Below are 18,727 nucleotides of genomic sequence, written 5' to 3' on the forward strand. Positions count from 1 at the left end.
TCCAATCCGCTGAGATCATCGGCGTGACAAACCCCGTGTGTAGTCGACTAACGCGAGTAGGACCTGAGGATATGAAGAATTCTTGGTTGCTTCACGGCGCGCATCGGCAGCTATTTGGTCGAGAATCTGTTCGGCCTCAGGTAAGGCCGCCTGAAATGCAGTAGCAAGTTCTTCGCGCCTTCGTTGGTCTGATGCGCAAAAGATGGCAGAGATTTTGGGATCTCTGATCGCGATGGCAGCAGGAAGCGTCAATATGCCGTCCCGTATGTCGTCATCACCTCCGCCGCCCAACGCCTCGACTCCTCTAACATCAGCTACGTCATCGCAGCCATGGTAGAGCATGCCTAACAAATTACCATAACGCCTCAGGGCTTCTCCGCCACTTCCAAGACAAGCACAAGCTTCGAACATGGATCCCGTATCTTCGCGGGCAATCTGCCGCCAATCCTCGAGTCCCAGTGGTTGGCTGCGCACTCTCCACTGGAAACACTCCGCTACGCCGAGGCGCCCTATGAGCTCAGACAAAGCGCAATTGAACCTGGCCGTGAACGAACAATTCGATATGCTTCGGAGACGATATAACCCGCGGTCATTAGCGCGGGCAGTAATCCAAACTTGCAGTGCAGGGTTAATTTGCCGCGGCGATATTCTGATTTGTCCAAGATGTCGTCTATAATCAGAGTCATATTGTGAATGAGCTCTATGACCAAAGCCGATGTTTGCTCCTCGGCACCGATGGGTTTATTGTTCATAGCGCTGAAGCAGGCAAAAACTGTAACAGGCCTGAAGTACTTTGATTTGCCTGTAAATTGCCATTTCAAACAATCGTCCATTTCCTGGTTGCGTTCATCAACCCATCGGGCAATGGACGATTGTAGCTGTTTCAGTTCTGCCGCAAAGCCAAGCGCGGTGCCAATTTCTGCGTCCGCTGCCGCAAACTCCGCCTCGGTATCCGATTTGGGTGACAACGTACCTCCCCCTACGATTTTGCTTTCCAACGTCGCTTGTAAGGGCCTTCAGAAGCGCTTGCCCGGGTGGCTAGACCTCGCGTGCTGCTTTGCAGCTCTTGAAGCTTGGCTTGCAGATGTCGGCATTCCTCAGATGCTATTTCGACAATCTCGCCCAAGGAGCTTCTGGCTTCGTCGATCATACGAAGGTGCTGAGGCAGGTCCCGCGGCTCTGAAGGCTTGCTTTGGCCTAGCAGCCTTACTTGTGCTCTAGCCAGTCTGTGAGTCGCTCTTAACGTAAACCTTGCGCTGCTAAGGAGGCATTGCAGGTGTGCACCCGCCAAAATGACTCCAGCCTTGAAAATAGGGTCTGTTTCAATCTGAAAATGATTCAACCTTCGAGCGGTTGAGAGGCCAAAGCTATCCTTTTTCAGCGAATCTTCATCAACCACAGTCATTACCGTCGTCTCCTCATCGGGAGCGGTTGGCTCTCCAATTTAAATTCGAAGACACGAAAAGTTTGACCAGCTTGATCTCGGTCCGCAACAAAAGCAACCATGGAATGTATTCCGCTAGCGCTTTCGTCCCGTTCTGACACCCCGAAAATGGGCGCCGAACGAGAGGGCCGATATTTTCTCGGTAGTGATCCGCGGTTGATTGCTCTTTGAGTTTCTTGAGATTCGCCGTTCGGGAAAATCCCTTTACTTTCAATAAGCCAACGCGTCCGAAGGGCGTAGCTGGATGCATGCTGTGCGCGGCGGCCTACTTCCGTCTCTTCGCTTTCGCAAAATGTTTTGCCAGAAACTCCGCCAGCACTTCGACGCGCGCAGGCCTTGGGCCACCGGGCGGCGTCACCAGGTGCACCGCGCCTTCGGGCTGGTGCCAGCCTTTCAGGATCACTTCGACCTCGCCGGAGGCAATGGCGTCGCCGACAATGAAGTCCGGCAAATCGGCGATGCCGAGGCCGGCGGTGACGGACGGCAACAGCGCCTCGCCATTGTTGACGCGGAGCTGGCCTGCGGGCCGCACGCTGGCCTCCTCGCCAGACGCATTGGTGTAGTGCCAGACGCCGGCTGTCGAGAGATAGGCGTAGCCGAAGCATTTATGCTCCGCCAGATGCATCGGATGCGTCGGCCTGCCATGGCGCTTGAGATAGGACGGCGCCGCGACCGTGTAGCGCGGCATCGCGCAGAGCCGTCGCGCTATCAGCGACGAGTCCGGCAGGCGCGCGATGCGCAGGCCGGCATCGAAACCTTCGCCGATCAGATCAACCGTCGCGTCGCTCAGGTGAAGATCGATCGAGACTTCCGGGAAGGCTGTGAGAAATTCTGGCAAGATCGGCGCAACGGCTTTCACGCCGAACGTCATCGGCACCGCGAGCCGCACCAATCCGCGCGGCGCCATCGATTGCGACAAGGCTTCGTTCTCGGCGTCCTCGCCGTCGGCGAGCAGGCGCGCGGCGCGCTCGGCGAGCCTTTGCCCGGCATCGGTCAGCGCCAGCCGCCGCGAGGTGCGGTTGAACAGCCGAGCGCCGAGCCGCTGCTCCAGCCGGCTGACGGCCTTCGACACCGTGGCCTTGGACAGCGCCAGCTCGGTCGCGGCTGCCGCAAACGACCGTAATTCCACGACTTTTGCAAAAATCGCCAACGCCTCGAAATCCGGGAGCTTGGACATTCGGATCACCTCCAAGGCCGTTTTTAGAAACAATGAGTTTCAATAGTTTCTATTTCTATACCACGGCGGGAGGCATATCCAATGGCCATCGGAATTCGAGCAACGGAGAAATCCAATGACCAAGAAGCTCTCAGGCAAGGTAGCCCTCGTCACCGGCGGTTCGCGCGGCATCGGCGCGGCGTCTGCGCGCGCCCTCGCCGCCGAGGGTGCCAATGTCGCCATCAGCTACGTCGCTTCTCCCGACAAGGCCGAGGCCGTCGTCGCCGAGCTGAAGGCCAAGGGCGTCAACGCCCGCGCTTATAAGGCCGATCAGGCATCCTCTGCCGATGTCGACCAACTGGTGAAGAACGTCGTGAAGGATTTTGGCCGGCTCGACATCCTCGTCAACAACGCCGGCGTTGCTGTCGGCGGCGCGGTCGATGATCCCAATGCCGATACTGCGGCATTGGCCCGGCAGAGTGCCGTGAACGTCGATGGTGTCATCACCGCGATCCGCGCGGCGGCGAAGCTGATGGGCGAAGGCGGCCGCATCGTCACGATCGGCTCCGATATCGCGACCCGCGCCTCATTCCCTGGCCTTGCCGATTACGCCGCCACCAAGGCTGCCGTCGTCGGCTACACCAAGGGCGCGGCGCGCGACCTCGGCACACGCGGCATCACTGTCAACGTGCTGCAGCCGGGATCGATCGACACCGACTTGAATCCGGACGACGACCGCGACTTCGCCGACCTCCAGCGCAAGCAGCACGCGCTGCAGCGCTTCGGAAAGCCGGAAGAGATCGCAGCCGGCGTGGTCTTCCTCGCGAGCCCTGAAGCGTCGTTCGTGACTGGCACGGTGCTCAATGTCGATGGCGGCTTCGGCGCGTAACTCAAATCCAGCGCGGCCGGGCGCATGCGGCCCGGCCATTTAATTCAAAAAACTTTCAACGAAAGGAATATCCCATGATCGAACTCAGACCATTTGCAAAACTCGCCAGCGCCGATCACGGCTGGCTGAAGGCAAAACATCACTTCTCGTTCGGCAGCCATTACGACCTCGACAATATGGGCCACGGCGCGTTGCGGGTGTGGAACGATGACGAGATCGCGCCGAACACCGGCTTTCCCGCCCATCCCCACGCCAACATGGAAATCATCACCTATGTCCGCGAAGGCGCGATCACGCACCAGGACTCGCTCGGCAACAAGGGCCGGACCGAAGCCGGCGACGTGCAGGTGATGAGCGCCGGGAGCGGCATTCGTCACTCCGAGTACAATCTGGAGCCGAGCAAGACCAAGATCTTCCAGATCTGGATCGAGCCGACGACGAGAGGTGGCCAGCCGACCTGGGGCGCCAAACCGTTTCCGAAGTCGGATCGCTCCGGCAAGCTCGTCACCATCGCCAGCGGCATTGCCGGCGACAGGGATGCGCTGCCGATCCGCGCCGATGCGCGGGTGCTCGCCACCACGCTGAAGGCGGGCGAGAGCGCGGCGTACGAGCCGGCGAAGGCGCGTCACCTCTATCTCGTGCCGGCGGCCGGCAGCGTCGAAGTCAACGGCGTGCGCGTCAATGCCCGTGACGGTGCTGCGATCCGCGACGAGGCGAAGCTGACGATTACCGCGCTGGAAGATTCCGAACTGGTGCTGGTCGACGCCGCGTAGCGCAATCACCGCTCGTCATGCCGGGCAGAAGCGCGAAGCGCGTCTTCGCGCTAGATGACCCGGGCATCCATCCTTCTTCGCGAGACTCCTTGCGAAGGCGATGGATTGCCGGGTCAAACCCGGCAATGACACCCAAAAATCAACAACACACATTTACGAACCCAAAGGACAACCACCATGGCCAAAGTACTCGTGCTCTATTATTCCGCTTACGGTCACATCGAGGCGATGGCGAATGCCGTAGCCGAAGGCGCGCGCAAGGCCGGCGCCACCGTCGACATCAAGCGCGTGCCGGAGCTCGTGCCTGAAGCGGTCGCCAGGGCCTCGCATTACAAGCTCGATCAGGCCGCGCCGATCGCAAAAATCGAGGACCTCGCCAATTACGACGCGATCGTCATCGGCACCGGCACTCGCTTCGGCCGTATGACGTCGCAGATGGCGAACTTCCTCGACCAGGCCGGTGGCCTCTGGGCCAAGGGCGCGCTCCACGGCAAGGTCGGCGGTGCCTTTACCGCAACGGCAACCCAGCATGGCGGGCAGGAAACCACGCTGTTTTCGATCATCACCAATCTCTTGCACTTCGGCATGACGGTCGTCGGCCTGAACTACGGCTTTGCCGGCCAGATGAAGCTCGACGAAATCACCGGCGGCGCGCCCTATGGCGCCACCACGATCACCGGCGGCGACGGCAGCCGTCAGCCGAGCGAAAACGAACTCGCCGGCGCGCGTTATCAGGGGCGCGTGATCGCGGAGACCGCGAACAAGCTGCATGGCTGATGCGACGATCGCTCAGTGCTGTAGGGTGGGCAAAGGCGCACTTCGCGCCGTGCCCACCATCACAGGTGTCGAGATCGAGAATGGTGGGCACGCTTCGCTTTGCGAAACTTTGCCCACCCTACGAACTGCCACTAATGCCGCAGTTGCGGCTTCATAATGGTCTGGCGAACTTCGGCGCCGCAATCGGCGCATTCATAGGTGAAGTCAATTTTGGCCTGGCTCCAATGCGGTTCGACGTCGCGCACATACATCGGAAGTCCGACACAGCTCGGACAAAGGACGAAACCCGGCTCAATGCCATCATGATGAATATAGGCTGGCATGTTGGCTCTCCCCACGGCAGTAATTCACGAGTAGCCCATCACCCGAAGCGCAGCATACGCGCGCGCGGCCAAGCCGATCATCAACTCTCGCGAACACACGATGAACGGCTGCATATTCCTGGCACGTGTTGCAGATTTGCACGCCAGTTCCCGTGCGGCAACAATGTGTCAGCTCTTGTAGGGCTGCGGCTCGAGGCCGAACGCGGCCAGCAGGCTGCCGATCGCCACCGTGACGGGATGCATGGCAATGGTCCACTCACGCTCGGTGAAGACTGCGTGCACGGCATAGCCGAGCGAAAGCGGCAAGGCAGCCAGCAGTTTGGCCGTCAGCTTCGCCCGCAACCCGAACGTCGGCGTCGCCTTGCGCTGGACGTGATAATTGATGGCCCCGATCTGGAGGCCCCACATCGCCAGCCATTTCAGGCTGGTCCGGCTTTGCGGCACGGTCGCGCTGATCGCGGCTTCGGCCGCCCAATGAAACCGCAAGCCGAGTCTCTTACAGCGGTAGAAAAAATCGGTGTCTCCGCCGCCGAGAAAATTGAAACAGAGGTCGAATGCCGGCATGCCCAACCGATCAAACACCGCGCGCCGGATCAGGCAATTGCCGGAGCGATAGATAACCGGCACTGGACCTGAGGCGTCGTAGGCCGGTGCAAAAGCGGGATGGCGCCGCAGCCCACGCTTCCGTTCGTCGTCGAATTCAGGGAATACCGGCCCGCCGACGATGTCAGCGCCGGTCGCCTCCGCAGTCCCGACCATCTGCTCCAGCCAGTCCGGCGAAGCGATTTCGTCATCGTCGATCATCAGGAAGCTGGTTGCCAGCGGGAACATCTGCAGCGCCGTCTCGAAGGCGGCATTGATCGCATAGCAATTTCCCTGCCGCGGCTCGATCACGCACAGGCCTGCGAATTTCCCCGACGCGAGGTATTCGGCGGCAACCGGCACGCTCGCGCTCCGCGATGCATCGTTCTCCACCATCACGACGGCGAAGCGGCGGCTGGTGCGCTGAACGGCAAGCGACTGCAGCGTCCGGCGCAGGTATTTGGGACGGCGAAAACAGGGGATACAAACTACCGTTTCGATTCCTGGATCGAGCGCCGGTGAAGCCGCCACCAGCGCACGCAGAGCCCTGACCGCCGGATCAGGCCGGCCCATCCTGATATCGCCGATCGAGCTCTCTGCCATGAAAGTCTGGTCGTTCACGAATATGTCTCATCGTCTCGAAACGGGATTGCCGGATTAATTCCGGGACACTTCTGGACTGCACCCCTGGAATGAGACACGATAATTTCTGTGACAGTGCGGTTGCCATGATGCGTTATCGTGCTTTGTTTTGCGCGAACGCGGTTTCGAACTCAAGCGGTGATTGGTATCCGAGCGCCGAGTGCAGCCGATCTTTGTTGTAGACCTCTGCGATGAAGCCATTGATGCGACGGCGGGCGTCTCTGATGTCAGCGAAGGCCCTGCCGTTGATCTCCTCCATCTTCAGCGTCTTCATGAAGCTTTCGGCCTTGGCGTTGTCGAAGGGATTGCCCGGCCTGCTCATGCTGATGGTGATGTCGTATTCAGCGAGCCTCTGGCGATAGGCGATGGAGGCGTATTGCACGCCGCGATCGGAGTGATGGATCAGGCTGCCGGATTGCGGCTTTCGGGCTTCGAGGGCTGTGTCCAGCGCGGCGATGGCGAGCGAGGCATCGAGCGTGTTCTCCAAAGCCCAGCCGACGGCTTTGCGCGAGAAGGCGTCGAGAATGACGGCAAGATAGACGAAGGCTCTGGCGAGATGCACATAGGTGATGTCGGCGACCCAGATCTGATCCGGCGCCGACGGCACGAGGCCGCGCACCAGATTGGGCACGATGAGAAAGGCCGAAGGCCTCTCAGCAGGTGGCTTCAGGAACGGTGCCTTGCGCTGGGCCAGGAGATTGTCCTCGCGCATAAGCCGCTGTATTTTCTTGCCATTCACCACCATGCCCTGCCGCCTGAGGGTCGCTGTCACCCGCCGATAGCCATAGAAGCGGTGCTTGAGACAGATTCGCTGGATCATATCGCGCAACTCGCACTCACCGGCTTCATCGTCGCGTCCGGCAAGGTGCCGGTAATAGGTCGCGCGCGGCAGGCCTGCGAGCCTGCACAGGTGCTGCACATCGGCGTGCGACCCGGCGGCCTCGAGCGTCATGGCTTCGATGACTTCGATGATGCGGATGCGGGTTTGCCTTGCGTTGCCGGCCGCTCCATTGCGCGCAAGGCTTTTCGAAAAAAATCGATATCCATCTGCTGGCGGCCCACCAGCCGTTCAAGCTCGGCGATGCGCGCGTTCGCCCGGGCGAGTGCAGAGCGCTTGTTTGCCTCCGGCTGCAACGGCTTGAGCTTGCGGGGACCAGGCTTCGGCCCGCGCTTGCGGTTCAGCCCCTCAGGCCCATGGGCCTTCCACGCCTTGATCCAGTCATGAAGGAGCTTGCGCGATATCCCAAGCTCGCGGGCCACAGGCAGAACGCCTTCGCCACCTTCCGCACGCTTGATCGCCTTCAATTTGTACGCCGTCGGATACTGACGGTTCTTTGCGCTTGCTGCCACAGGTCATCCTCAAAATGAGCCTGTCATAGAAATTATCGTGTCTCATTCCAGGGGTGCAGTCCACTTCCGTCTCGATAAAGCCGCTCGCTCAGGGATTATCCCGTCCTTGCGGACGTAACGCGCACGGTGGTGCAAAAACCGATCCGGCAGCGAAACGTGACGCACCGAATTCCGGCGACGGTTAATGGATGGGGTTAATCCGCGCATCTGGCTGGAGCCGCGCCGCCCCTTCTGGCGCTATTGACCACCAATCCGCGAGCGCCTTATCTGTTGCTGAACAGGAGCCGATCGAGAGACATCGGCGGGGCACAAAACCGATGAGCAGCCGTCCAACCATTCTCGTCACCGGCGGTGCGGGCTATATCGGCTCGCATTGCTGCAGGGCGTTGGATCAGGCGGGCTACCAGCCCGTCGTCTACGACAATCTTTCGACCGGCCATCGCAGCTTTGCGGCGGGCACGCTGGTGGTCGGCGACATCGCCGACAGGGCGACGCTGGCGCGGACCTTTGCCGAGCATGACATCGCGGCGGTCATGCACTTCGCTGCGTCGAGCCTGGTCGGCGAATCCGTTGCCGATCCGCAGAAATACTACGTCAACAATCTCGCCGGCACGCTGTCGCTGCTCGAGACCATGCGCGCCGCCGGCTGCAACCGCCTGGTGTTTTCATCGACCGGCGCAGTCTATGGCAACGCCGACAGCAACGCACTGCGCGAGGATTATCCCAGCGCGCCGATCAACCCCTACGGCGCCTCGAAATGGATGATCGAGCGCGTGCTGGCGGATTATCGCATAGCCTATGGCTTCGGCTCGTTCGCACTGCGCTACTTCAACGCCGCTGGCGCCGACCCTGCCGGCGGCATCGGCGAATTGCGCGAGGTGGAAACCCACCTCATCCCCCGCGCGATGATGGCGCTGCAGGGACACGTGCCCGATTTCGCCGTGTTCGGTGACGATTACGACACACCCGACGGGACGGCGATCCGCGACTACATCCACGTGACCGATCTGGCGGCTGCCCACGTGCTTGCGCTCGAGCTTCTGCTGCAGGGGCATACCGGCGGAGCCTTCAATCTCGGCACCGGCAACGGCTTTTCGGTGCGCGAAATCCTCGCGGCGATCGCCGCCGAGACCGGCCGCGAAGTCCCGCATGTCGTCAAGCCCCGCCGACCAGGCGATCCAACCTATCTGGTCGCCGATCCCTCCGCCGCACGCGCGACGTTGAACTTCCGTCCCGCCCATTCGGATCTGGCCACGATCATCCGTACCGCCTGGGCCTGGCACAAGAAGGCTCACCCGCTGAAGACGGGTGCGCCTGGTCGCGATTGATCATGGGCGAAGGTCCGCCGACCTCAACGGCGGAAGAAGAGAAGTAACCCCGACATCGCCGCAGGCAACTATTCTGGGTGCGGCGCGTTTTTATGTTCTCAACCAGCTTAGGGATGTAGAACATGGCTGTTACCGCGCAGATCAAGGAACACATGGACGTCATCTCGTCGGACAGGAAGACGGTCGGAAAGGTCGATCATCTGGAAGGACCCGACAAGATCAAGCTGACCAAGCAGAGCTCGCCTGATGGTGAGCATCACCACTTCATTCCGGTGTCATGGGTTGATCACGTCGATCAGCACGTGCATCTCAATAAATCGGGCGCGGATGTGACCGCGCACTGGCAGCACGGCCGGCAGTGACCGGCTGACACGCATTGCGCCGCGTGCGGATGTGGATATCATCTGATGACAGGAGATGAGATGCATCCGGCGGCGCGATTGCAGTTCGAACGCTTGATCGGCGAGTATGCACGCTGGCGGGCTGTTCCCGAAACCGAACGATCGCCCGCCCCGGCATGGTGGTGGGGACCGGCGATGGAGTTGCGCAGTGCGCCGCAATCCTTGCCGGCGGAATGGTGTGCCGAGCTTGGCCTGCCCAACCAGGCGACATATGCCGCCGCGGCAGAACTCCTCCTCAAAGCCATCGCGGGACAGACGACCCTGCCCTGGCCCGACGACTTTCCTCGCAAGGCTTCGGACACCAAGCTCGCGCGTGAGCTGCACCCGCAGCCGTCAGACGACGGTGCGTTCCAACCCTGACCCGGCTTCCGGCTGCAGCGGCGGCGAGGCGAGCCGCGGTTCGGCCCGGAGCAGATCAGCCATCTGCTTTGCAGGCAGCGGCTTGGAGAACAGAAATCCCTGCATCTCGTCGCAGGCGTGATTGCGCAGAAACACCTCCTGCTCGACGGTCTCGACACCCTCCGCAATGACGGTCATGCCAAGCGCCTTGCCCATGCTGATGATCGCCTGCGCAATGGCCTGGTCTTCGGAATCGACAGGCAGGTCGCGAATGAAAGAGCGATCGATCTTGATGGTATCGATCGGGAACTGCTTCATCAGCGACATCGACGAATAGCCGGTCCCGAAATCGTCGATCGCAAGCCGAATGCCGCGGCTCTGGATCGCGTCGAGCACCTTGATCGCGCGCGAGACATTCCGCATCACCATGCTTTCGGTGACTTCAAGCTGCAGCAGAACCGGCGACATGCCGCTTGCCAAAAGCGCCTCGTCGACATCATGCAACAGATGCGGATCGGCGAATTGCCGCGGCGACAGGTTGACCGCCATCGTCACCGGCCGCAGGCCACGGCGCTGCCAGGCCATGTTCTGCGCGCAGGCTTCCTTGAGCACCCAGCAGCCGATCGGAACGATCAGGCCGGTTTCTTCGGCGAGGGGGATGAATTGTCCCGGGGAGACGGTGCCGAGTTCGGGGTGTACCCAGCGCAGTAGCGCCTCGACGCCGGTGATCTGGCCGCTCGCCATGTCGATCTTCGGCTGATAATGCAGCGAGAACTGGTCGCGTTCCAGCGCGCGGCGAAGCGCGCTTTCCAGCGTCAGCCGCTCGATCGACTGTGTCTTGATCTCCTTGGTAAAGAAGCGAAAGCCGTTCTTGCCGTCCTCCTTGGCGAGATACATCGCCATGTCGGCGTTCTTGGTCAGCGTTTGCACGTCGGTGCCGTCGGACGGATACATCGCGATCCCGATCGAAGCGGTGGTGTGGCATTCGTGACCGCTGAGCTGCAGCGGCTGGCCCAATACGGAGAGAAGCCCGCCGGCTATGCGCTCCACCTCGTGACGCTCGGCCGCCTCCTCCAGAATGACCACGAACTCGTCGCCGCCGAGCCGCGCCACGATATCGCTCGAGCGCAGCGCACGGCGCAGCCTGTCGCCGATTTCCACCAGCAGCATGTCGCCGGCGTCATGCCCCAGCGAATCGTTAATGACCTTGAACCTGTCGAGGTCGATGAACAGCAGCGCAAACTGCCGCTGGTAGCGCGCGGCGGCGTCGATCGCACGGCGAAGCATGCCGTTGAACATTTCCCGGTTCGGCAGGTTGGTCAGGCTGTCGTGCGACGCCAGGTACTCGATCCGCTCGTCCGCGCGGGTCTTTTCATCCGCGCGGTCGAAATTCTCCAGCGCAAAGGACACGTTGTCGACGAGCCGCTGCAACAACTCGGCAAATTCGAGCGTGAACGTATCCTTCTCGAGCGACATGAACGACATCACGCCGACGGCTTTCCCATGCACCAGCAGGGGGAATGAAGCGCCGGAATTCGTCCCATCAAGACGCGCGCTGTGATGAAACGCCTCGGTATTGGGGTCCGCGAGGTAATCGTTGATGATGCAGGCCCGCTGCGAACGGATCGCCTGACCGCACAGCCCACGTCCCTCCGGGTGGGCCTCACTGGCCGATATCTTTGCCAGACGTGCGCTGAGGGCAGTCGGACCGGCGGCAGCGACAACGTCGAGATAGTCGCTGTCGGGTTTCGTCAACACGATGGAAGTCAGGGTAAACTTGCCGCCGTCGGCCGCGGCCTCGCACACCAGATCGAACAGTTCCGCCCGCGACGTCGCGCGGATGATCGCCTCATTGGTCGCGCTCAGCGCCGCCAGCATGCGCGTCAGGCGCTCCTTCTGGATTTCGGTCCTCGCCTTGTCGTCGGCGCGGTCGAAATTCTCCAGCGCGAAAGATACGTTGTCGGCCAATCGCTGCAGCAGTTCCGAAAATTCGGGAGTGAAAGTGTCCTTGTCCAAGGACATGTAAATCATGACGCCAACTGGCTCGTCATGCACCAGGAGGGGAAAGGCGGCGCCCGACTGAGCTCCATAGCTACCTACAACGGCCTGGAAGGCGGCAACGCGCTGGTCGCTAACATAATCATTGGTGATGCATGGACGCCTGGTTCGGAACGCCGTTCCGCTGAGCCCACGTCCCTCGGGACGGCTTTCATCCGTCGACAACCTGACGTGCCGCGTCGTCTCGGCTGCCGGGCCGGAGGCGGCCACGATCCCGAGAAGGTCGCTGCCCGGAGTTGCCATTGCAATGGTGGCCGACGTGAACCTGCCGCCATTTGCTGCAGCTTCGCACACGAGATCAAAGAGCTCCGTGCGGGACTTGGCCCGCATGATGGCTTCGTTGGTCCTGCTCAAAGCAGCGAACATTCGCGTCAGGCGCTCTTTCTGACTTTCGGTCCTCGCCTTCTCGTCCGCACGGTCGAAATTTTCCAACGCGAACGACACATTCTCCGTGAGCCGCTGCAACAACTCGGCAAATTCGGGCGTGAACGTGTCTTTCTCGGACGAGATGAAGAACATCACGCCGACGGGCTGACCGGAAACGAGCAGCGGAAACGCAGCGCCCGACATAGCACCGTCGCTGTGAATGAACTGACGAAATGCCGATCCTCGCGGATCGGACCGAAAGTCGTTTGCGATGCAAGCTCGCCTGGAGCGGAACGCATTGCCGCAGAGACCGCGCCCTTCAGGCAGATCCGCGTTGGTCGAGACCTTGACCCGCCGCATGTTGTTTGCCGTCGGCCCTGCAACGGCCACCAGATCGATATCGTAGCTGTCGGGGCGGGCCAACAGGATACTGGTCGAGTTGAACCGTCCGCCGTTTGCGGCAGCTTCGCACACCAGTTCGAACAGCTCGGCCCGCGACGTCGCGCGGACGATAGCTTCGTTGGTCGCACTGAGCGCCGCCAGCATGCGCGCCAGACGTTCTTTCTGGGCGTCGGCCCGCGCCTTCTCGCTGGCGCGCTCGAAGTTTTCCAGCGCGAAGGAGACGTTTTCCGCAATCCGCGCCATCAGCGCGACGATCTCTTCGTCCTCTGCCCACAGCTTTCCGACGAAGAACAGCAGCACGCCGATACTCTCATCCGCCTTGATCAGGGGAGCGGCGACGCAGGCGGTAACGCCCGTCTCGCGGGCGGCCTGATGCCAGGGCTGTCCCTGTGTCGAACTGAGGATGTTGTTGTTGACGGCCGGCTGCTGTGTCCGGAATGCCTTGCCGCAGACGCCCGTTCCGTACGGGTTGCCCGCGTCGATCGAGAACGGCGCTCGCATGATCTGTTCGACGATTGTGCCTGTCCCGGCGACCGGCTTCAGCCAGACCGAGTCCGGCTCTGCGAGCAGGACCAGCGTGGCCGCGGATTTGCCGCTGTATACCGCGGCGTCGCAAACGCGCTGATAGAGATCCTGTTCGGTCTTGGCGCGAAGAATGGCTTCGTTGGTCGCGCTGATGGCGCCGAACATCCGGTTCAACCGCCGCATCGCACGCTCGCCGTTCTTGCGCGCGGCTTCATGGTCGAAATTGTCGAGCGCAAACGAAATGTTTGCCGAGACGCGCTCCAGCATCGATACGAGCTGCGCGTCGATCGAGTGCGCCTCGCGCCGCGAGACCAGCAACACGCCGACGCTCTGGCCATTGCAGATCAGCGGCAGCGCTGCCGCCGCGCCCACCTGGTTGGCCCTGGCGCTCTCGCGCCAAGCCAGCGAGCGCGGATCGTTCAGGAAATCATTGCTGACGCATACCCGCCGGTCGCGAAACGCGTGTCCGGCAACCCCGGACCCCTCTGGCGTACCGGCCACGATCGAAATGTTGATGCTGCGCAGGCGCGGCACGTCATCGCCGCAGCCGGCGGCGAAGCGCAGGAGATTGGTTTCGCTCTCCAGCAGGAAGACCGAAACAGCCAGGAAGTCGCCGACCGAGAATGCGGCTTCGCAGACCTTCGCATACAGTTCTTCGGGCGATTTGGCGTACAGAATCGCTTCGTTGGTCGCATTCAACGCCGCGAGTGTGCGCGCGATGTCGGTCTTCACCTTCCCCAAGCTCCCTGACGGCAGCGCCGGGCTGCCCCTTGTGGATTTTATGCGTGCAACAGGCCTAAATGCGCGTTATTGGCGGCGGGAGTTGCGATTCAGAGTAAACGTCAGACCAACGGTGAACGACGCTGCTCCGGAGAACTACGGCCCATTCACGATTTGTCAGCCATGCCGCCGGCGCGCGCCGGCCGGGATGCGGGACCTGCTGCAGCAATCTTCGAATTTTGCAGGATGACAATCCTGATACGTGAGGGCCGTGCTGACGGCATGGCTAACAGGATATTTCCACGCTTGCCCTGCCGCGGGCGCTTTGAGAGCATGCCGGTACCAAGCACGACCCGCGGTTCGCGCGGGCGCTCAAGGTGAGGAAACTCCCATGCCGATGGTCCAGGCCGACCGTCTCACGCGAATCGGCGCGGCTCTGCTTAGGGCCGCCGGTGCAACTGAAGAGGAAGCCGGCGCGGTCGCCGTCGGCTGCATCAACGCCAATCTCGCCGGCCATGCTCGCACGGGGGATCGCAAGCTCATCGCTGAGCTCGACCTGAAATGAAATCCAGACCAGTCCGCACAAGGAGAACGGCATGACACGGCAAATGGCGCTGGTCGGATTTTTGCAGGCGCAGAACTGCACCAACCTGCCGAGTTCATGGCGGCACCCGGAATCGCGCGACGATCCGATGTCGGCCGACTACTACCAGGAGATCGCCCGGATCCTAGAAGCCGGCAAATTCCACATGGCATTTTTCGACGACCGCCTGGCGATGCCCGACCGCTACGGCAACGATCATGCCCACACCGTCGAATACGGCATCCGCTGCGTGAAGATGGACCCGCTGATCGTGCTGACCACGATGGGCATGGTCACGACGAAGCTCGGCCTAGGGTCGACCTGCTCGACCACCTATTACGAACCGTTCGACGTCGCACGCCGCTTCGCTACCCTCGACCTGATGTCAGGCGGGCGCGCGGGCTGGAACGTCGTTACCTCGCTCAATGACGGCGAGGCCCACAACATGGGCAAGGACGCCCATCTCGAACATGATTTCCGCTACGATCGCGCGGACGAGTTCATGGAAGTCGTGCTCGGCCATTGGGACACCTGGGAAGACGGCTCCTTGATCACGGACAAGAAGAGCGGCCGCTTCGCCGATCCGGCCAAGGTGAAGCGGCTCGACCACAAGGGACAATTCTTCAAGTCGCGCGGGCCGTTCACCGTGCCCCGCTCGGAGCAGGGCCATCCCGTCATCATCCAGGCCGGCGCGTCCGGTCGCGGCCAGCGCTTTGCCGGGCGATGGGGCGAGGTGATCTTCACCGCGGCGCGCAATGTGGCCGCCGCCAAGGAAGGCTATGCGGCGGTCCGCAACGAAGCGGCGAAGGCCGGCCGCGATCCCGACCAGATGTTTCTCTGCAACCTCACCACCCCCGTCTGCGGCGCGACCAAGGCCGAGGCTGAGGACAAGATGGCCGTCATCAACAAGCTGCCGCTGGAAATCGATGCACTGTCGCTGCTCGCGGAAGCGCTGAACTTCGACTTCGCCGCCAAGCCGCTCGATGAGCCGCTGACATCGGAAGAGCTCAAGAGCATGCAGGGCATCCTCGGCATTCGCGACGGCGTGCTGAAGGCATCAGCCAAGACCAATCCCAGCGCGCGCGACTTCGTCACCTTCTCCGGCCGCGGCCAGGTGCAGGACGCGATCGTCGGCGGCCCGAAGGAGATCGCGGACAAACTCGAAGAGATGTTCGTCGAGCGCGGCTGCGACGGCTTTGTCATCGCGGCCACTATCGTGCCGGGCTCCTACGCCGACTTCGTCAAGCATGTGGTGCCGGAATTGCAGCGCCGCGGCCTGTTTCACAAGGACTATGCCGGCAAGACCCTGCGCGACAATCTCGGCCTGAAGCGGCCTGCCGCCGGCGCCTGGAAAACCCGGCCGCGGGTTGCCGCCGAATAAGAAAAGGAAGAATCATGCGTTGGCTCAAATTCACCGCCGCCGGCAGGACATCCTGGGGCATTGTCGAGGGTGAGCGCGTGATCGCCGTCGATGGCGATCCGTTCGGCGAATGGCAGCGCGGAACGCAGTCGCATGCGCTGAAGGACGTCAAGATCGAGGTGCCGCTGATCCCGCGCACCTTCTATTGCGTCGGGCTGAATTATCTCAAACACCTCAAGGAAGCCGCCGACAAGGCCGGCACGGCGCCGAACGTGCCCGACCGGCCCGAGATCGGCTATCGCGCGCAGAACGCGCTGATCGCCCATCATGAGGATGTAGTGATCCCCGCGAGCGCGACCGAGAAGATTCATTACGAGGGCGAACTGGTGGTCGTCATCGGCAAGAAGGCAAAACACCTCACCGAAGCCAACGCGATGGATTGCGTGTTCGGCTATACGATCGGCAACGACGTCAGCGAGCGCACCTGGCAGAAGGCCGACCGCAGTCTGTGGCGCTCCAAGAATGCCGACACCTTCAAGCCGATGGGCCCGTGGATCGAAACCGACGTCGAACTCGACAGGATGGAAACCGTGATCCGCGTCAACGGCAAGGAGACCGGCCGCTTCCGCACCAACGACATGATCTTCGGCATCGTGCCGTTCCTCGTCGAACTCTCCAAATATTTCACGCTGTCGCCGGGCGACGTGATCTGGATGGGCACCGACGGCGCCTCGCCGGATTTGAAAGCCGGCGATGTCGTCGAGATCGACATCACCGGCATCGGAACGTTGCGGAACAGGCTTGTGAAGGAGAAGGTCTAACGTCGTCAGAAATTAGGACAGACAGGCGGTCAGCGTACACTGAAACAACCGCTCAAATTGAAAGCGTCGCAGAGAAGGAGAATCGCATGAAGCCCCGGATCAATTACTACCAGGCCGCGCCAGAGACCATCAAAGCGCTTGTCGCGCTGGAGGCCCAGATCGCCGCTTCAGGTCTTGAAAAGTCGCTGATCGAACTGGTGAAGACACGCGCCTCGCAGATCAACGGCTGCGCGTACTGCATCAACATGCACACCCAGGACGCCCGCAAGCTCGGCGAGACCGAGCAACGGCTGTATCTGTTGAGTGCATGGCACGAGTCGCCGCTCTACACCGACCGTGAACGCGCGGCGTTGGCCTGGACCGACGCGCTGACGCTGATTGCTGAAACGCATGCCCCTGACGATCTCTACGAAGACGTGCGCGCCCACTTCTCGGAAGCGGAGACGGTCAATCTGACCATGCTGATCGGGGCCATCAATGCTTGGAACCGGTTGGCGATCGCTTTTCGCGCGGTGCACCCGGTCAAGGCAAAGGCGGCAGTGGCGTAAAGCGAGGAGGCCAATATGAAATTGACGATGCATCATGTCGCGGCAGCGGCCGTGGTTGCGCTGGCAATCGTCGGCATACCCACAGCCCATGCCGAAGGCGACAAGGTAACGCCGGTTCGTTCAGAGAAACTTCCCAACGTGCCCGGCAAGAGCCTGACGGCCGTCGTGGTCAACTACGCGCCGGGCGGCAAGTCGGCCAGCCATCATCACGCCGGCAGCGTGTTCGCCTATGTGCTGTCGGGCAGCATCCGGTCAGAAAATTCGGCGACCGGCCCGGCGCGCGTCTACAAAGCGGGCGAAAGCTTCTTTGAGCCACCCGGCAGCGAGCACCTCGTCAGCGAGAATGCGAGCACGACGGAGCCTGCAAGCCTGCTCGCGGTTTTCGTTGCCGACGATGGCGCGCAACTGACGACGTTCGGCAAGAAGTGAGACGGACGAGCCGCGGCCCCGTCGCGGCCCTTCCGATCATCATACCGCCGTCGCCTTGGCGAACTCCACATAGATCTCGCGCAGGCGGTTGGTCATCGGGCCGGGCTTGCCGTCGGCGACCTTCTTGCCGTCAATCGACACCACGGCCTGTACGAACAGACTGGCGCTGGTAACGAAGGCTTCCTTGGCGGCCAGCGCTTCCTCGACGGAAAATGCCCTCTCCTCGACGCGGAGCTGGCGTTCTTCGGCCAGCGCGACGACGGCCTTGCGGGTGCAGCCGGGCAGGATCTCGCTGCCGTTCTGCCGCGTCACGATTACGTCGTCCTGGGTCAGGATGAAGCATGACGATGAGCCGCCCTCGGTCACCTTGCCGTCCTCGATCATCCAGGCCTCGCCGGCGCCAGCCACCGCCGCAGCCTGCTTGGCCAACACCTGCGCCAACAGCGCGACGCTCTTGATATCGCGGCGGGCCCAGCGCAGGTCCGGCACGGTGATCACGTTGATGCCGGTCTTGGCCGACGGCGCGTTGATGATGTCCTTGGTGGAGGTGAACATGATCAACGTCGGCTTTACGTTCTTCGGAAACGCAAAATCGCGCCCGGTGTCGGCGCCGCGCGTTACTTCCAGATAAACCATGCCGTTGACGAGATCGTTGCGCGCGACCAGCTCCTTCTGGATCTCCTGGATGCGCGCCGTCGTCTCCGGCAGCGCCAGTTCGATCTCGCCGACCGAGCGCTCCAGCCGCGCCAGGTGCGAGGCGTTGTCGATCAATTTTCCGTCCAGCACGGCGGCGACTTCATAGATGCCGTCGGCAAACAGGAATCCGCGGTCGAGGATCGAGACCTTCGCCTCTGAAAGCGGGACAAACGAGCCGTTGACGTAAGCGATCTGTTCCAAAATAGAGTCTCCTA

Annotated in this window: 20 protein-coding genes; 11 read left to right on the forward strand and 9 right to left on the reverse strand. The window is 61.7% G+C overall.

Annotation, left to right across the window (positions count from 1 at the left end):
- Window positions 1-15: 15 nt before the first annotated feature.
- The 3 genes from ACFXS9_RS28760 to ACFXS9_RS28770 form a co-directional block, all read right to left on the reverse strand.
- Window positions 16-474 carry a polyprenyl synthetase family protein gene (locus ACFXS9_RS28760; protein ID WP_392694631.1) on the reverse strand — a complete coding sequence of 153 codons (459 nt, stop codon included), beginning with the start codon at window positions 472-474 and terminating at the stop codon, window positions 16-18.
- 35 nt (window positions 475-509) lie between these two features.
- Entirely contained in the window at window positions 510-968 is a 459-nt protein-coding gene (locus tag ACFXS9_RS28765; protein ID WP_392694634.1) for a polyprenyl synthetase family protein, read from the reverse strand.
- A 741-nt stretch (window positions 969-1,709) separates the two neighbouring features.
- Window positions 1,710-2,621 (reverse strand): LysR family transcriptional regulator, encoded by a 912-nt coding sequence (locus tag ACFXS9_RS28770; RefSeq protein ID WP_392694637.1) that lies wholly within the window; start codon window positions 2,619-2,621, stop codon window positions 1,710-1,712.
- Between the two features lie 115 nt (window positions 2,622-2,736).
- On the opposite strand from ACFXS9_RS28770, the gene ACFXS9_RS28775 reads away from it, so the two are divergent.
- The 3 genes from ACFXS9_RS28775 (at window position 2,737) to wrbA (ending at window position 5,039) form a co-directional block, all read left to right on the forward strand.
- Window positions 2,737-3,489, forward strand: a complete 753-nt coding sequence (locus tag ACFXS9_RS28775) for an SDR family NAD(P)-dependent oxidoreductase (RefSeq protein ID WP_392694640.1) — start codon at window positions 2,737-2,739, stop codon at window positions 3,487-3,489.
- Between the two features lie 74 nt (window positions 3,490-3,563).
- A complete protein-coding gene (locus ACFXS9_RS28780) occupies window positions 3,564-4,262 on the forward strand; it encodes a pirin family protein (protein ID WP_392694643.1) in 699 nt (232 codons plus the stop codon).
- Window positions 4,263-4,439: 177 nt separating this feature from the next.
- The gene (wrbA, locus tag ACFXS9_RS28785) at window positions 4,440-5,039 is read left to right on the forward strand and encodes an NAD(P)H:quinone oxidoreductase (RefSeq protein WP_392694646.1); all 600 of its coding nucleotides are present in this window, start codon (window positions 4,440-4,442) and stop codon (window positions 5,037-5,039) included.
- Between the two features lie 131 nt (window positions 5,040-5,170).
- Here wrbA and ACFXS9_RS28790 read toward each other — a convergent pair whose 3' ends face one another.
- From ACFXS9_RS28790 to ACFXS9_RS28805, 4 genes are all read right to left on the reverse strand, one after another.
- Complete coding sequence (locus ACFXS9_RS28790) at window positions 5,171-5,362, reverse strand: hypothetical protein (protein WP_334366689.1); 192 nt, start codon at window positions 5,360-5,362, stop codon at window positions 5,171-5,173.
- 168 nt (window positions 5,363-5,530) lie between these two features.
- Window positions 5,531-6,547, reverse strand: a complete 1,017-nt coding sequence (locus ACFXS9_RS28795) for a glycosyltransferase family 2 protein (RefSeq protein ID WP_392700063.1) — start codon at window positions 6,545-6,547, stop codon at window positions 5,531-5,533.
- A 133-nt stretch (window positions 6,548-6,680) separates the two neighbouring features.
- Window positions 6,681-7,538, reverse strand: a complete 858-nt coding sequence (locus ACFXS9_RS28800; RefSeq protein WP_392694649.1) for an IS3 family transposase — start codon at window positions 7,536-7,538, stop codon at window positions 6,681-6,683.
- Window positions 7,535-7,936, reverse strand: a complete 402-nt coding sequence (locus ACFXS9_RS28805; RefSeq protein ID WP_392694652.1) for a transposase — start codon at window positions 7,934-7,936, stop codon at window positions 7,535-7,537. Before ACFXS9_RS28805 ends, ACFXS9_RS28800 begins: the two co-directional genes overlap by 4 nt.
- 317 nt (window positions 7,937-8,253) lie before the next feature.
- Here ACFXS9_RS28805 and galE point away from each other — a divergent pair, with 317 nt between their 5' ends.
- From galE to ACFXS9_RS28820, 3 genes are all read left to right on the forward strand, one after another.
- Window positions 8,254-9,264, forward strand: a complete 1,011-nt coding sequence (galE, locus tag ACFXS9_RS28810) for a UDP-glucose 4-epimerase GalE (protein ID WP_392694655.1) — start codon at window positions 8,254-8,256, stop codon at window positions 9,262-9,264.
- A 122-nt stretch (window positions 9,265-9,386) separates the two neighbouring features.
- Window positions 9,387-9,626: a DUF2171 domain-containing protein gene (locus ACFXS9_RS28815; protein WP_057841461.1), complete on the forward strand. Its 240-nt coding sequence runs from the start codon at window positions 9,387-9,389 to the stop codon at window positions 9,624-9,626.
- Between the two features lie 60 nt (window positions 9,627-9,686).
- Window positions 9,687-10,025, forward strand: a complete 339-nt coding sequence (locus tag ACFXS9_RS28820; RefSeq protein WP_392694657.1) for a hypothetical protein — start codon at window positions 9,687-9,689, stop codon at window positions 10,023-10,025.
- Here ACFXS9_RS28820 and ACFXS9_RS28825 read toward each other — a convergent pair.
- The gene (locus ACFXS9_RS28825; RefSeq protein WP_392694660.1) at window positions 9,999-14,087 is read right to left on the reverse strand and encodes a GAF domain-containing protein; all 4,089 of its coding nucleotides are present in this window, start codon (window positions 14,085-14,087) and stop codon (window positions 9,999-10,001) included. The two genes, ACFXS9_RS28820 and ACFXS9_RS28825, sit on opposite strands and share 27 nt — an antisense overlap.
- 379 nt (window positions 14,088-14,466) lie before the next feature.
- Here ACFXS9_RS28825 and ACFXS9_RS28830 point away from each other — a divergent pair, with 379 nt between their 5' ends.
- The 5 genes from ACFXS9_RS28830 (at window position 14,467) to ACFXS9_RS28850 (ending at window position 17,816) form a co-directional block, all read left to right on the forward strand.
- The gene (locus tag ACFXS9_RS28830; protein ID WP_392694663.1) at window positions 14,467-14,640 is read left to right on the forward strand and encodes a hypothetical protein; all 174 of its coding nucleotides are present in this window, start codon (window positions 14,467-14,469) and stop codon (window positions 14,638-14,640) included.
- Between the two features lie 31 nt (window positions 14,641-14,671).
- Window positions 14,672-16,039, forward strand: coding sequence for an LLM class flavin-dependent oxidoreductase (locus ACFXS9_RS28835; RefSeq protein WP_392694666.1), 1,368 nt, complete (start codon window positions 14,672-14,674; stop codon window positions 16,037-16,039).
- Window positions 16,040-16,053: 14 nt separating this feature from the next.
- Complete coding sequence (locus ACFXS9_RS28840) at window positions 16,054-16,839, forward strand: fumarylacetoacetate hydrolase family protein (RefSeq protein ID WP_392694669.1); 786 nt, start codon at window positions 16,054-16,056, stop codon at window positions 16,837-16,839.
- A gap of 86 nt (window positions 16,840-16,925) precedes the next feature.
- Window positions 16,926-17,387 carry a carboxymuconolactone decarboxylase family protein gene (locus ACFXS9_RS28845; protein ID WP_392694671.1) on the forward strand — a complete coding sequence of 154 codons (462 nt, stop codon included), beginning with the start codon at window positions 16,926-16,928 and terminating at the stop codon, window positions 17,385-17,387.
- A gap of 21 nt (window positions 17,388-17,408) precedes the next feature.
- Window positions 17,409-17,816 carry a cupin domain-containing protein gene (locus tag ACFXS9_RS28850; protein ID WP_392700065.1) on the forward strand — a complete coding sequence of 136 codons (408 nt, stop codon included), beginning with the start codon at window positions 17,409-17,411 and terminating at the stop codon, window positions 17,814-17,816.
- 39 nt (window positions 17,817-17,855) lie between these two features.
- On the opposite strand, the gene ACFXS9_RS28855 is transcribed toward ACFXS9_RS28850, so the two are convergent.
- Window positions 17,856-18,713 (reverse strand): D-amino-acid transaminase, encoded by an 858-nt coding sequence (locus ACFXS9_RS28855; protein ID WP_065743676.1) that lies wholly within the window; start codon window positions 18,711-18,713, stop codon window positions 17,856-17,858.
- Window positions 18,714-18,727: the final 14 nt, after the last annotated feature.

This window comes from Bradyrhizobium sp. RDI18 (assembly GCF_043203335.1).
Classification (GTDB): Bacteria; Pseudomonadota; Alphaproteobacteria; order Rhizobiales; family Xanthobacteraceae; genus Bradyrhizobium; species Bradyrhizobium retamae.